At 68.5% G+C, this 14,121-nt stretch carries 10 protein-coding genes, 2 pseudogenes and 1 riboswitch; of the genes and pseudogenes, 5 read left to right on the top strand and 7 right to left on the bottom strand.

The window, feature by feature from the left end; genetic code table 11:
* Positions 1-2: 2 nt before the first annotated feature.
* The 5 genes from ADL01_RS26460 to ADL01_RS26440 form a co-directional block, all read right to left on the bottom strand.
* Positions 3-1,022, bottom strand: a complete 1,020-nt coding sequence (locus ADL01_RS26460) for a ribonucleotide-diphosphate reductase subunit beta (RefSeq protein WP_053744527.1) — start codon at positions 1,020-1,022, stop codon at positions 3-5.
* The gene (locus tag ADL01_RS26455) at positions 1,022-3,388 is read right to left on the bottom strand and encodes a ribonucleoside-diphosphate reductase subunit alpha (RefSeq protein WP_053744526.1); all 2,367 of its coding nucleotides are present in this window, start codon (positions 3,386-3,388) and stop codon (positions 1,022-1,024) included. The genes ADL01_RS26460 and ADL01_RS26455 overlap by 1 nt, the downstream gene beginning before the upstream one ends.
* 126 nt (positions 3,389-3,514) lie before the next feature.
* A riboswitch (cobalamin riboswitch) is annotated at positions 3,515-3,691 on the bottom strand.
* Between the two features lie 101 nt (positions 3,692-3,792).
* Positions 3,793-5,421 (bottom strand): monocarboxylate uptake permease MctP, encoded by a 1,629-nt coding sequence (mctP, locus tag ADL01_RS26450; protein ID WP_053744525.1) that lies wholly within the window; start codon positions 5,419-5,421, stop codon positions 3,793-3,795.
* Positions 5,418-5,696 carry a DUF3311 domain-containing protein gene (locus tag ADL01_RS26445; RefSeq protein ID WP_078960764.1) on the bottom strand — a complete coding sequence of 93 codons (279 nt, stop codon included), beginning with the start codon at positions 5,694-5,696 and terminating at the stop codon, positions 5,418-5,420. Before ADL01_RS26445 ends, mctP begins: the two co-directional genes overlap by 4 nt.
* Before the next feature lie 145 nt (positions 5,697-5,841).
* Positions 5,842-6,606 (bottom strand): GntR family transcriptional regulator, encoded by a 765-nt coding sequence (locus ADL01_RS26440; protein ID WP_053744523.1) that lies wholly within the window; start codon positions 6,604-6,606, stop codon positions 5,842-5,844.
* A 398-nt stretch (positions 6,607-7,004) separates the two neighbouring features.
* On the opposite strand from ADL01_RS26440, the gene ADL01_RS26435 reads away from it, so the two are divergent.
* The 4 genes from ADL01_RS26435 (at position 7,005) to ADL01_RS26420 (ending at position 11,736) form a co-directional block, all read left to right on the top strand.
* A complete protein-coding gene (locus ADL01_RS26435; RefSeq protein WP_053744522.1) occupies positions 7,005-8,288 on the top strand; it encodes an extracellular solute-binding protein in 1,284 nt (427 codons plus the stop codon).
* A gap of 111 nt (positions 8,289-8,399) precedes the next feature.
* Entirely contained in the window at positions 8,400-9,398 is a 999-nt protein-coding gene (locus ADL01_RS26430) for a carbohydrate ABC transporter permease (protein ID WP_053744521.1), read from the top strand.
* Positions 9,399-9,403: 5 nt separating this feature from the next.
* Complete coding sequence (locus tag ADL01_RS26425) at positions 9,404-10,246, top strand: carbohydrate ABC transporter permease (protein WP_053744553.1); 843 nt, start codon at positions 9,404-9,406, stop codon at positions 10,244-10,246.
* 8 nt (positions 10,247-10,254) lie between these two features.
* Positions 10,255-11,736: a glycoside hydrolase family 3 protein gene (locus ADL01_RS26420; RefSeq protein ID WP_053744520.1), complete on the top strand. Its 1,482-nt coding sequence runs from the start codon at positions 10,255-10,257 to the stop codon at positions 11,734-11,736.
* 214 nt (positions 11,737-11,950) lie between these two features.
* Here the strand turns inward: ADL01_RS26420 and nagB are convergent, their stop codons facing one another.
* Positions 11,951-12,736, bottom strand: coding sequence for a glucosamine-6-phosphate deaminase (gene nagB, locus ADL01_RS26415; protein WP_053744519.1), 786 nt, complete (start codon positions 12,734-12,736; stop codon positions 11,951-11,953).
* A gap of 182 nt (positions 12,737-12,918) precedes the next feature.
* A pseudogene (locus ADL01_RS46640) lies at positions 12,919-13,364 on the bottom strand (SDR family oxidoreductase); the annotation flags it as partial.
* Between ADL01_RS46640 and ADL01_RS46635 the strand changes: the two are divergent.
* Positions 13,365-13,796 (top strand): annotated as a pseudogene (locus ADL01_RS46635) (TetR family transcriptional regulator C-terminal domain-containing protein); the annotation flags it as partial.
* Positions 13,797-14,121 lie beyond the last annotated feature (325 nt).

Raw genomic sequence — 14,121 nt, 5'->3', positions numbered from 1 at the left:
GATCAGAACTCGTCGTCGAACGACACCGAGCCCTCCACCGCCACCTGGTACGCCGACGGACGGCGCTCGAAGAAGTTGGTCAGCTCCTGGACCCCTTGCAGCTCCATGAAGGAGAAGGGGTTCTCGGAGCCGTACACCGGCGCGAAGCCCAGGCGGGCCAGGCGCTGGTCGGCGACACACTCCAGGTACTGGCGCATCGACTCGGTGTTCATGCCCGGGAGCCCGTCCCCGCACAGGTCGCGGCCGAACTGGAGCTCCGCCGCCACCGCCTCCCGCATCATGTCGGTCACCTCTTGCTGAAGCCGCTCGTCGAACAGCTCCGGCTCCTCCTTGCGGACGGTGTCGACGACCTCGAACGCGAAGCTCATGTGCATCGTCTCGTCCCGGAAGACCCAGTTCGTGCCGGTTGCCAGACCGTGCAGCAGACCCCGGCTGCGGAACCAGTAGACGTACGCGAAGGCCCCGTAGAAGAACAGGCCCTCGATGCACGCGGCGAAGCAGATGAGGTTGAGCAGGAAACGGCGGCGGTCGGCCTGGGTCTCCAGGCGGTCGAGCTTCTCGACCTCGTTGATCCACTTGAAGCAGAACTCGGCCTTCTCGCGGATGGACGGGATGTTCTCCACCGCGTCGAAGGCCGCCGCCCGGTCGGCCGGATCGGGCAGGTAGGTGTCCAGCAGCGTCAGATAGAACTGGACGTGCACGGCCTCCTCGAACAGCTGGCGGCTCAGGTACAGCCGCGCCTCGGGGGAGTTGATGTGCTTGTAGAGCGTGAGCACCAGGTTGTTCGAGACGATCGAGTCGCCCGTCGCGAAGAACGCGACCAGCCGGCCGATCATGTGCTGCTCGCCCTCGGACAGCTTCGCCAGGTCGGCGACGTCCGAGTGGAGGTCGACCTCCTCGACGGTCCAGGTGTTCTTGATGGCGTCCCGGTAGCGCTCGTAGAAGTCCGGGTAGCGCATGGGGCGCAGGGTGAGTTCGAAGCCCGGGTCGAGCAGGTTCTTGTCGGAGTGGGTGGTGCTCATTACTGGCAGGCCTCGCAGGACTCGGGGTTTTCCAGGGAGCAGGCGACGGCCTCTTCGGGGGTCGGCTGCTGCGCGGGGATCGGTGCTTGCGCCTGTGCCGCGCGGGCGATGCGGGTCGCCGGGCGGGAGCGCAGGTAGTACGTCGTCTTCAGGCCCGACTTCCAGGCGTACGCGTACATCGAGGAGAGCTTGCCGATGGTCGGCGTCTCCAGGAACAGGTTCAGGGACTGCGCCTGGTCCAGGAACGGGGTCCGGGCGGCGGCCATGTCGATGAGTCCGCGCTGCGGGATCTCCCACGCCGTGCGGTACAGGGCGCGTACGTCGGCCGGGATCCAGGCGAAGTCCTGCACCGAGCCGTTCGACTCGCGCAGCGCCTCACGGGTGCGGGCGTCCCACACGCCGAGGTCCTTGAGCTCCCGTACCAGGTACGAGTTGACCTGGAGGAACTCGCCGGACAGCGTCTCGCGCTTGAACAGGTTGGACACCTGCGGCTCGATGCACTCGTACACACCGGCGATCGAGGCGATCGTGGCGGTGGGCGCGATCGCCAGGAGCAGGGAGTTGCGCATCCCGGTCGTGGCGATGCGTTCCCGCAGCGCCGACCAGCGCTCGGGCCAGTTCAGCTCCACGTCGTAGTGGTCGGGGTGCAGCACACCCCGGGCCGTACGCGTCTTCTCCCAGGCCGGCAGCGGCCCGTTGCGCTCGGCGAGGGCGGCGGAGGCCTCGTACGCGGCGAGCATGACGCGCTCGGCGATGCGCGTGGAGAGGGCCTTGGCCTCGGGCGAGTCGAAGGGGACCCGCAGCTTGAAGAAGACGTCCTGGAGGCCCATCGCGCCCAGGCCGACCGGGCGCCAGCGCGCGTTCGAGCGGCCCGCCTGCTCGGTCGGGTAGAAGTTGATGTCGACGACCCGGTCGAGGAAGGTGACGGCGGTACGGACCGTCTCGTCCAGCCGCTCCCAGTCGATGTCCCCGTCGACGACGAACGCGCCCAGGTTCACGGAACCCAGGTTGCAGACCGCCGTCTCCCCGTCGTCCGTGACCTCAAGGATCTCGGTGCACAGGTTCGACGAGTGGACGACACTGCCCGGCTCGGCCGTCTGGTTGGCGGTGCGGTTGGCCGCGTCCTTGAAGGTCATCCAGCCCTGGCCGGTCTGCGCGAGCGTCCGCATCATGCGGCCGTACAGATCGCGGGCCGGGATGGTCCTGCGGGCGAGCCCGGAGGCCTCGGCCTTGCGGTAGGCGGCGTCGAACTCCGCGCCCCACAGGTCGACCAGTTCGGGCACGTCGGAGGGGGAGAAGAGCGACCAGAGCGCGTCCGAGTCCACCCGGCGCATGAACTCGTCCGGGATCCAGTGCGCGAGGTTCAGGTTGTGCGTACGCCGGGCGTCCTCACCCGTGTTGTCGCGCAGCTCCAGGAACTCCTCGATGTCGGAGTGCCAGGTCTCCAGGTAGACCGCGGCCGCGCCCTTGCGCCGGCCGCCCTGGTTCACGGCGGCGACGGAGGCGTCCAGCGTCTTCAGGAACGGCACGATGCCGTTGGAGTGCCCGTTGGTGCCGCGGATCAGCGAACCGCGGCTGCGGATCCGGGAGTACGAGAGACCGATGCCGCCGGCGTGCTTGGAGAGGCGGGCGACCTGGTGGTAGCGGTCGTAGATGGAGTCCAGCTCGTCGAGGGGGGAGTCGAGGAGGTAGCAGGACGACATCTGGGGGTGCCGCGTACCGGAGTTGAAGAGGGTGGGGGAGGAGGGGAGGTAGTCGAGGCGGCTCATCAGCCGGTAGAGCGCGGCGACTTCTTCGAGGGCGCGGGGTGTCTCGTCCTCCGCCAGACCGCTCGCGACCCGCAGCATGAAGTGCTGGGGCGTCTCGATGACCCGGCGGGTGATCGGGTGGCGCAGCAGGTACCGGCTGTGGAGGGTCCGCAGCCCGAAGTACCCGAAGCGGTCGTCGCCCTCGACGTCGATCAGGGAGTTCAGACGGTCCGCGTGCAGCCGGACGAACTCGGCGGTGCGGTCAGCGATCAGACCCTCCCGGTGTCCGACCGCGACCGACTCGGTGAAGGAGGTGACGCCCTGTGAGGCGGCCTCCTCGGCGATGGTGACGGTCAGCAGCCGGGCGGCCAGCCGGGAGTAGGCGGGGTCCTCGGAGATGAGGCCGGCCGCCGCCTCGGTGGCCAGCTCGCGCAGCTCCGACATGTCGGCCCGCGCGGACCGCCCGCGCAGCGCGGCTGCGGCGACCCGGCCGGGGTCGGTGTCGGGGAGGTCGGCGGTCAGCTCGGTCAGGGTCCGGAGCAGGGCGGTACCGGGACCGTCCGTCTCGACCGGGGCCACTGGGGTCGCTGAAGCCGGTTCGGCTGGCGCGATGGTCACTAGGGGGGCTCTCCCTCGCTCGGCACGGGGCCTTGCGGAGGGCAGCGGGGCACACGGACGCCTTACGGGTACGCGCGCGTCCACCGGCCCACTCCGCGAGGCCCGGACGTCAGGCACCCGGACCGGTTGGCCGGGCGCGCTGTCGGCAGGTCCTCGGACTGGCCGCGCGCACAGTCGTGCGCAGGCACGAATAGCGCGTGTACACCGTTGCGGGACAGTTCCGGATTCGCACCGGATTCCCCTGCGGCGACAGCGAGCATGAGCATACATCTTGTGTCGGGCACCGAAGGCACCCCCACATGTTGTGTCGTGGCGTCAGTTGAGCGCCCTTCAGGCGCGCGAGGAGCCGCGCGACAAGCCCCCGCCGGGCCCGCGGACGAAGAACCGCGGACCCGGCGGAGCCCTCAGTGGGCGGCGGCCGCCGTGGCAGGCGGCAGTTCGACCGCCACGCCCGGATCCCCCGCGTCCGCCGTGTAGTCCGAGGGCTTCGTCTCGTCCACGCCGTCGGGGGCGTTCAGCGCCTTCAGCACGAAGGTGAGGACCACCGTGACGACGAGGTTCAGGACGAACGCCGTCAGGCCGATGTAACCGATCTCACCGATCCCCGGGATCTCCTTCGAGCTGCCACCGAAGTGCTTCTGCGTCGGAGACGCGACCCCGTACGCCGCCAGCGTGCCGTACAGCATGCCGACCGCCCAGCCCGCCAGCAGGGCCCAGCGGTGGAACCAGCGGGTGAACAGGCCGCCGACCAGGGCCGGGAAGGTCTGCAGGATCCAGATGCCGCCCAGGAGCTGGAAGTTGATGGCGACCGTCTTGTCCATGGTCAGGACGAAGACCAGCGCCCCCACCTTCACCAGCAGCGAGACCAGCTTGGAGACATTCGTCTCCTGCGCCGGTGTCGCGTCGGGCTTGAGGAAGTCCTTGTAGATGTTGCGGGTGAAGAGGTTCGCCGCCGCGATGGACATGATGGCCGCCGGGACGAGCGCCCCGATGCCGATCGCCGCGAAGGCCACGCCCGCGAACCAGGCGGGGAACATGTCCTCGAAGAGCTGCGGGATCGCCAACTGGCCGTTGGTGACCTTGACTCCGGCCGCGATCGCCATGAAGCCCAGCAGCCCGAGCAGACCCAGCATCAGCGAGTACAGGGGCAGGATCGTGGAGTTGCGGCGGATCACGTCACGGCTGCGGCTCGACAGCACGGCCGTCACGCTGTGCGGGTACATGAACAGCGCGAGCGCCGACCCGAGCGCCAGCGTGGCGTACGTCCACTGCGAGGCCTCGCCGGGAGCGAGCACGCCACGCGGTTTGCCGGTCGCCGGGTTGGTCTGGGAGAAGGCGTCGCCCGCGGTCTTGAAGATCTCGTCGAAGCCGCCCAGCTTGATCGGGATGTAGATGATCGCGACCGCGATGACGATGTAGATCAGCGCGTCCTTCACGAACGCGATCAGCGCTGGCGCCCGCAGCCCCGACGAGTACGTGTACGCGGCCAGCACACCGAAGGCGATCAGCAGCGGCAGGTCCTTGACGAACCAGTTGGTGTCCTCACCGCCGCCGACGCCCATCACGTCGAGAACGGCCTGGATGCCCACCAGTTGGAGCGCGATGTACGGCATCGTCGCCAGGATGCCGGTGACGGCGACCGCCAGCGACAGCCCCTTCGAGCCGAACCGGCCGCGCACGAAGTCCGAGGTGGTGACGTACCCGTGCTTGTGCGAGACCGACCACAGACGTGGCAGGAACACGAACATCAGCGGGTAGATGAGGATCGTGTAGGGCACCGCGAAGAATCCGGCCGCGCCCGCCGCGTAGATCGCCGCCGGTACGGCCACGAAGGTGTACGCCGTGTACAGGTCGCCGCCGAGCAGGAACCAGGTGATCCAGGTGCCGAAGGACCGGCCGCCCAGGCCCCATTCGTCGAGGCTGTTCTCGTTCTCGGCCTTGCGCCAGCGCGAGGCCATGAAGCCGATGACCGTGACCGCGAGGAAGAGGATGATGAAGACGGCGAGAGCCACGCCGTTCACGCCGTCGTTCACGCGTCCGCACCACCCTTCGAAGCGCCACGGGCGCGCTGGTCACGCTGCCAGAGCTGGTACGCGGTCATCGTCAGCGCGGTGGATATGACCACCCACAGCATCTGGTACCAGTAGAAGAACGGGATGCCGATGAAGGCCGGATCGACCTTCGCGTACGAACCCACCCACAGCATCGAGACGAACGGTGCGAAGAGACAGAGCCCGATGACGACACGCATCGGAGTCACCACCGGTTGATCCGCCCCCGGTTGTCTCACTTCAGGCGCTTCTGACATGTCATGGCTCCGTCCCCTCACCGATTACCTGTGATCACTTGTGCAATGCGCAGGAAATCTACGGGACGGCTCCGTTTTAGGGAACCGTCCCCGGCGACGGATAGGGGGGTTGGTTCTGTGTCGCCGCCCAGGAGCCCGACAGGCGCTAGTCGGTGGGCCGCTTGAGCCGCGCCACGAACTTGTACCGGTCGCCCCGGTAGACGGACCGCACCCACTCCACCGGCTGGCCGTCCTTGTCCAGCGAGTGTCGGGACAGCATCAGCATCGGCAGGCCCACGTCGGTGCCGAGCAGGCCGGCCTCGCGCGGGGTGGCCAGGGAGGTCTCGATGGTCTCCTCGGCCTCCGCGAGGTGGACGTCGTACACCTCGGCGAGGGCCGTGTAGAGGGAGGTGTACTTCACGAGTGACCTGCGCAGGGCCGGGAAGCGCTTCGCGGAGAGGTGGGTGGTCTCTATGGCCATCGGCTCGTTGTTCGCCATCCGCAACCGCTCGATACGCAGGACGCGCCCGCCCGCCGTGATGTCGAGCAGCCCGGCGAGGGTGTCGTCGGCGGTGACGTAGCCGATGTCGAGGAGCTGCGAGGTGGGTTCGAGACCCTGGGCGCGCATGTCCTCGGTGTACGAGGTGAGTTGCAGCGCCTGGGAGACCTTCGGCTTGGCCACGAAGGTGCCCTTGCCCTGGATGCGTTCGAGCCGGCCCTCGACGACCAGTTCCTGGAGGGCCTGGCGGACGGTCGTGCGGGAGGTGTCGAACTCCGCCGCCAGCGTGCGCTCGGGCGGGACCGGAGTGCCGGGCGCCTGGGTCTCCGTCATGTCGAGCAGATGCTTTTTCAGCCGGTAGTACTTGGGCACGCGCGCGGTACGGACGGTAGCCCCACCCTCGTTCTCCGCACTGCTCACGTCGGTGCTCATGCTCCGCCTTCCCGGCTTCTGCTGCCGCTGCGGCCGGCGCCCCGCCGGTCGAAGTTCACATCGTGGCACGGTCGGTGCCACTCTCGACCGGTGAATGGTCTGGACGGGCCCCCACACGCTCCCTGATCCCCTCTGTATACCTTCACGCCCCCTGCTGGTCTAGTCCATCGCAGGGAAGGCGCGCCAAAGACCGCACGGGAGTGTCCATCGAGTGGTCTACCTCGGATGGGATGGGTGTGCACGGTATTTCCGCCACTTTCTTACTTAAAGGTTCCTGCATATGTAGGTCGCATAACGGCTGGTCAAAGGCGTTCCAGTGCCCTTGACAGGTGGTGTGGTCTGAGCCAAGCTCCGCCTACTGGTCTACACCATTGGTCCAGGTCCCTGAGGAGGGTGGCGTGAAGCGCAAGCTGATAGTCGCGATCGGTATCGCGGGCATGATGGTCTCCATCGCGGCATGCGGGGACAGTGACGGCGGCAGCTCGGACAACACCGGGGCAGACGCCAAGGAACTGACGGTCTGGTTGACCGTGGACGCGCAGAACAACTGGCCCGAGCTGGTGAAGGCCGCCGACGCCACCCTGACGAAGGCGCACCCCGGCATCAAGATCAACCACGAGTACTACGGCTGGCCCGACAAGAACGCCAAGCTCGACGCCGTCCTGGCCACCGACAAGGCCCCCGACGTGGTCGAGATGGGCAACACCGAGATGCTCGGCTACATGGTCAAGGGTGCCTTCGCCCCCGTCGACCCGGCGAAGTTCGAGAACTCGGCCGCCTGGCTGGACGGCCTCAAGGCCTCCGTCACCTACGACGGCAAGACGTACGGCGTCCCGTACTACGCCGGTGGACGCGTCGCCAACTGGCGCAAGGACGTGGCGGCTTCGGTCGGCGTCAAGTCCGTACCGAAGACCTACGCCGAACTCACCTCCGACCTGGACAAGATCCAGAAGAAGGAGGGCGACAAGTACAACGCCTGGTACCAGCCCACCCGCGACTGGTACGCCGCCATGTCCTTCGTCTACGACGCCGGCGGCTCGATCGCCGAGGAGTCGGACGGCCAGTGGAAGGCGGGCCTCTCCTCCCCGGAGTCCGTCAAGGGCCTCACCGAGTTCAAGAACGTCGTCGACACCTACATGCACGGCGACAAGACCAAGGACGAGTCCGACCGTTACATCGTCTACGGCCAGGGCAAGACCAGCATGATCTTCGGCGCCGCCTGGGAGGGCGCGAGCGCCGAGACACCGGAGAACGACAAGACCGGCAAGCTCAAGGGCAACCTCGAGAACTTCGTGATGCCCGGCCCCTCCGGCAAGAACATGCCGGTGTTCCTGGGCGGCTCCGACCTCGCCGTCCCGGTGAAGTCGAAGGCGCAGACGGTCGCCGCCGAGTGGATCAACGCCTTCACCGGTGCGAGCGGCCAGAAGGGCCTGATGGCCAAGGGCAACCTGCCCAACAACAAGACCGACCTCGCCACCCTGAAGAACGACCCGGCGACGGCGGTCCCGGCCACGGCGGCCGAGTCCAACTGGTTCGTGCCGATGGCACCGGGCTGGGGCCAGGTCGAGAAGGCCCAGATCCTGCAGACGATGCTGCAGAACATCGGCACCGGCAAGGAGACGGTCGAGGCCGCCGCGAAGGAAGCGGACGCGGCGATCGACAAGGTCATCAACGTCAAGTAGCGCGCCGAGGCGGGGCCCTGTCACGGGGAGGGCCCCGCTCGCCGCAGGACCTGGACGACCGCAACGACCGCCACGACCGTACGACCTGAGGGACCGCTGAGGAGCGCGCGGATGAGTGCCGCTGATACGACCACACCTGCCAAGCTGCCGCCGGCGACACGGCACACACCGCCGTCACCGCCGCCCGGCCCGGACGCGACCCCCGGAAGGCGGACCTCGAAGGCCACCGCCGCGATCCCGTGGGCCCTGCTCGCCCCCTGTCTGCTGATCCTCGCGCTGGTCCTCGGTTATCCCCTCGTACGCCTTGTCACCCTGTCCTTCCAGAAGTTCGGGCAGTCCCAGCTGTGGGGCTTCCAGCCCGCCGAGTCCGTGGGCTTCGACAACTTCGGCAAGGTGCTCGGCGACAGCGAGTTCTGGGACGTCGTCGTCCGCACCATCGTCTTCGCCGTCGGCTCTGTGGTCCTCACGATGGTCGGCGGCATGCTGATCGCGCTGCTGCTCCAGCGGGTCAGCGGCTGGATGAAGACGCTCATCAACATCGTCCTGGTGGCCAGCTGGGGCATGCCGATCATCGTCGCGACCACCGTCTTCAAGTGGCTGTTCGACTCCGACTACGGGATCGTCAACGCGCTGCTGAGCAGGCTGCCCGGCGTCGACCTGATCGGCCACAACTGGTTCGCGAGCGGCCCACAAGGCCTCGCGGTCATCATGCTGCTCGTCGTCTGGGGCGCGGTGCCGTTCGTGGTCATCACGCTCGGCGCGGGACTGACCCAGGTCCCGAAGGAACTGGAGGAGGCAGCCCGGCTCGACGGCGCGGGCGCCTGGGGCGTCTTCCGTTACGTCACCCTCCCCATCCTCAAGCCGATCATCGTGATGCTCACGACCCTGTCGGTCATCTGGGACATGGGCGTGTTCCCCCAGGTGTTCGTCATGCGGAACGGCCACCCGGAGGCCGAGTTCCAGCTCCTGACCACCTACTCCTACGACCGCGCCTTCGCCGTCAACGACTACGCCCAGGGCTCGGCGATCGCCCTGCTCACCGTGGTGCTGCTGCTCGGAGTCGTCGCCGTCTACATGCGCCAGATGCTGAAGATCGGAGAGGTCGAATGACCAGCATGAGCACTGCCACTGTCTCCGGTCCCCGGAAGCCCACACTCGGCTGGAACCTCCTCGGCCTGCTCGTCTTCCTGACGGCCGGCTTCCCCGTCTACTGGATGCTGAACACGGCCTTCAAACCGGCCAAGGACGCGATCGACCCCGACCCGAGCCTGCTGCCGACGGGCTTCACCCTCGCCAACTTCCGCCGCGCGCTGAACATCGCCGACTTCTGGGGCCCGGTCGGCCGCAGCCTCATCGTGTCCCTGACGGTGGTCGTGATCGGCATCGTGGTGGGCATGCTGGCGGCCCTCGCCATCTCGAGGTTCGCCTTCCGCGGCCGGAAGATCGTCATCGTCGGCATTTTGGCCGTGCAGATGGTCCCGCTGGTCGCGATGATCATCCCCGTGTTCCTGCTCCTCAACGACCTCGGCCAGTACGACCGGCTGACCGGCCTGATCATCACCTACCTCACCTTCATCCTTCCGTTCACGGTGTGGACCCTGCGCGGCTTCATCGTCAACATCCCGAAGGAACTGGAGGAGGCCGCGATGGTCGACGGCTGCTCCCGCACCACCGCCTTCCTGCGCGTGGTCTTCCCCCTCCTGGCCCCCGGCCTGGTCGCCACCTCGGTCTACGGCTTCATCCAGGCCTGGAACGAGTACCTCTACGCCCTGATGCTGATGAGCCAGAAGAACCAGACCGCCACCGTCTGGCTCGGCAACTTCACCACCAAGCACGGCACCGAGTACGCCCCGATGATGGCCGGCTCCACCATGATGGCCGTGCCGATCGTCGTCCTCTTCCTCCTCGTCCAGCGCAAGATGGCCGCGGGCCTGACCGCGGGCGCCGTGAAGGGATGACCCACCCGATGACGACATTCGCCCGCCGCGCCGACCCTCTGACCCGCGACGCGCTCACCGTCCTCCAGCCCGGCTTCACCGGCACCACCGCCCCCGACTGGCTGCTGCGCCGCCTCTCCGAGGGCCTCGCCTCCGTGGGCCTGTTCGGCCGCAACATCACCTCCCCCGACCAACTGGCCGCCCTCACTACCCAGTTGCGTGCCGAACGCGACGACGTCCTGGTCGCGATCGACGAGGAGGGCGGCGACGTCACCCGTCTGGAGGTCCGCACCGGCTCCTCCTTCCCCGGCAACCACGCCCTGGGCGCGATCGACGACGTTCGGCTGACGCGGGACGTGGCCCACGAACTCGGCCACCGCCTCCGTGCCTGCGGGGTCAACCTCGACTGGGCTCCGTCGGCGGACGTCAACTCCAACCCCGCCAACCCCGTCATCGGCGTCCGCTCCTTCGGCGCCGACCCGGAGCTGGTCGCCCGCCACACCGCCGCCTACGTCACCGGGCTCCAGAGCGCGGGCGTCGCCGCCTGCACCAAGCACTTCCCCGGTCACGGCGACACCTCGGTTGACTCCCACCACGCCCTTCCCCGTATCGACGCGAGCCGCCCCGTCGTCCTCGACCGCGAGCTGTCCCCCTTCCGCGCGGCGGTCGCCGCCGGCACCAGGGCGGTGATGAGCGCCCACATCCTGATCCCGTCCCTGGACCCCGACCGCCCGGCCACCCTCTCCCACCCCGTCCTCACCGACCTCCTGCGCGGCGAACTCGGCTACACCGGCCTGATCGTCACCGACGGCATGGAGATGCGGGCCATCGCGGGCACCTACGGCATCGAACGCGGCAGCGTCCTCGCCATCGCCGCCGGCGCCGACGCCATCTGCGTGGGCGGCGGCCTCGCGGACGACGAGACGGTACGCCGTCTGCGCGACGCCCTGATCGACGCCGTCCGCTCCGGTGAACTCCCCGAAGACCGTCTGGCGGACGCGGCGGAACGCGTCCGCACGCTGGCCCACTGGACGGCATCGGCACCGCGAACCTCCCGTACGCCACCCTCGGACGTGGGCCTCGCGGCGGCCCGCCGAGCCCTGGAGGCAACGCACTCCGGTCCCTGCGAACCCCTCCGGGAACCCCCGTACGTGGCTGCCTTCACCCCCGTGGCGAACTTCGCCGTCGGCGACGAGACCCCCTGGGGCGTGGCAGCCGAGCTGGTACGCCTCCTCCCCGGCACCCGCACCGGCACCTTCACCGGCGACGCGGCGGGCGAGGCGGCCCTGACCGAGGCGGGCCCGAACCGCGTCGTGGCCGTGGTCCGGGACGAACACCGCCATCCCTGGATGTCGGCGGCCCTCGACGTCCTCCTCACCGCCCGCCCCGACACGATCGTCGTCGAGATGGGCGTCCCCCAAGCCCCGCGCCGGGGCGCCCTCCACCTGGCAACCCACGGAGCGGCCCGAGTCTGCGGCCAGGCGGCGGCGGAGTTCATCGCGGGGGAGTGACCCGTACGGCTACCGAAGGCGCCGGATCCCCTGAGGGGGGACCGGCGCCTTTTGGCGGGGGCGCAGGGGCGGGGGCGCGGGCCTGTGTCTGAAACGCGGCTTCGCCGCAGGCCGCGACCAGCCACAGCGGGACCCGCACCCCGCGCCACACCCCACCCGGGAACAGAAGCCGGAAACGGAACCGGGAAAAGCAGCGCGCAGACGCGCAGATCCCTTAAATCCCCTGCCACTCAGGCTTGTTGACAAAGGTGTACCGGAAGTATTCCGCAAGCTTCAGCTTGGAAGCCGCCCCCTCGTCGACGACCACCGTCGCATGCGGATGAAACTGCAGCGCCGACGCGGGACACACCGCGGCAACCGGCCCCTCCACGGTCGCCGCCACCGCGTCCGCCTTGCCCTCGCCCGTAGCGAGCAGCACCAGATGCCGGGCCTCGAGAATCGTGCCGATACCCTGCGTGATCACGTGGTGCGGCACCTGCGATATGTCCCCGTCGAAGAACCGCGCGTTGTCGACCCGGGTCTGCTCGGTCAGCGTCTTGATCCGGGTCCGCGAGGCGAGCGACGAACACGGCTCGTTGAAGCCGATGTGCCCGTCGGTGCCGATCCCCAGCAACTGGAGGTCGACCCCGCCGGCCTCGGTCAGCGCCCTGTCGTACGCCTCGCACGCACCCAGCACGTCCTCGGCGGTCCCGTCGGGCCCCATGAAGGCGTCCATGCCGATCCCGAGCGGCTCCAGCACCTCGCGCCGCAGCACGGAACGGTACGACTCCGGATGCTCGGCCGGCAGCCCCACGTACTCGTCGAGCTGGGCTATGCGTGCCCGGGACACGTCCACGGCACCGGAACCCACCTGGGCCGCGAGCGCCTGGTAGACGGGCAGCGGGGTCGAGCCGGTGGCCACGCCGAGCAGGGCGGTCGGCTTGCGCCGGAGCAGCTGTGCCATGGCCCCGGCGATGAGTTCGCCACCCGCCTTGGCGTCCGGAACGATGACAACTTCCACGCTGGGCCTGCCGATCTGGAGAGAGAACTCAGGAGAACGCGAGACACATCGAGGGCCGACGTACGTACTCGAGGAGAGCGAGCGCTCGACTGAGACCTGGAGGGGCTATGAGGGACGTGTGGTTTAGACCAATCTAACAGAACGGGATGCGGCGGCCCAGGTGCGCCGCATCCCGAAACCCCCTATGTCAGCGAACCTCCTGTGGCATCCACCCAGCTCCCGGTCATCCACCGCCCGTTGTCCGACGCGAGAAAGGCGACCACGTCCGCACATCCGCCGCTACCCCCACTCGTCCCAGCGCCGATATCGCCGCTGCCTCCTCGCCCGCCCGCAGCATCTCGGACGTCCCGTCCGTGTCGATGATTCCCGGAGCGACCGAGTTCACCGTGATGCCCCTGGCGCCCAGCAGCTTGGACAGGTCCCGGCTGAGGACGTCCAGCGCGCCCTTGGTCATGGAGTACGCCGTGAGGTCCGGCATCGCCGCGCTGCGGGCGAGGCCCGACGAGATGTTGATGATCCGCCCGTCGTCCCGCAGCCGGTCGATGCCGTGCCTGGCGATGAAGTACGGCGCCTTCACGTTCACCGCGAAGACCCTGTCGTACTCCTCCTCGTCGATCGCCTCGATCGGCGCCAGTCCCTCTTCGCCGAGGTCGTGCAGGTGTACACGGTGAAGCACGGGGCCTTCGGCGATCGCGCCCTCGCCGAGGAACCCACCGCCCGGGCGGCCATCGGGAGGATGTTCCACGAGGCCGCCGCCGAGTACACGGACCCGGGTCACCCGCATGGCTGCCTCGTCATCCACGCGGCCACCAACTGCACGACCCCCGAGGTCGAGGCGTCCCTGCGTGAGCGGCGCAACGCGAACATCGCCGCCTTCCAGAGCCGTATAGAAGCGGATGTCGCGGCGGGGGAGCTGCCCGCCGGAGCCGACGCGGGCGCGCTCGCCCGGTATGCGGGAGCGATCCTCCAGGGAATGTCGCAACAGGCGCGCGACGGCGCGAGCCGGGAGGAACTGGAGGCGCTCGCGGAAATTGCCATGGTGATCTGGCCCCGCACATGAACCAACAAGGCTAGGCTGCACGGAGGATGCTGGGACGTCCGAGTAGTGCCAACGGGCGACCCTCGGGTATCCGAACCGCACGCAAAGCCACAGCGGCGAACACTCTCCGCGCATGGACACCACCTGTGGTCTAGTCCACAATGCGGAGAGACGCGCACGCGCGATCAACTGTATGTACGACCAGAGCCTCCGTCTTCCCCGCACAGGAGGACGGATCGAGGAACCGGGGCTCTCTGCCCTGACTGCGCCGGCTCCTCATCCATCGGCCGCTTGGGACCGCACACCCCACGGCCGTTGCTGCTCCGGGCTGCGGTGCCGAGAGGGC

It is taken from the genome of Streptomyces sp. NRRL WC-3618, assembly GCF_001280005.1.
Lineage (GTDB): Bacteria > Actinomycetota > Actinomycetes > Streptomycetales > Streptomycetaceae > Streptomyces.
Note: the sequence above shows the minus strand (reverse complement) of the source record. Positions and strands in the feature narration are given on the sequence as shown.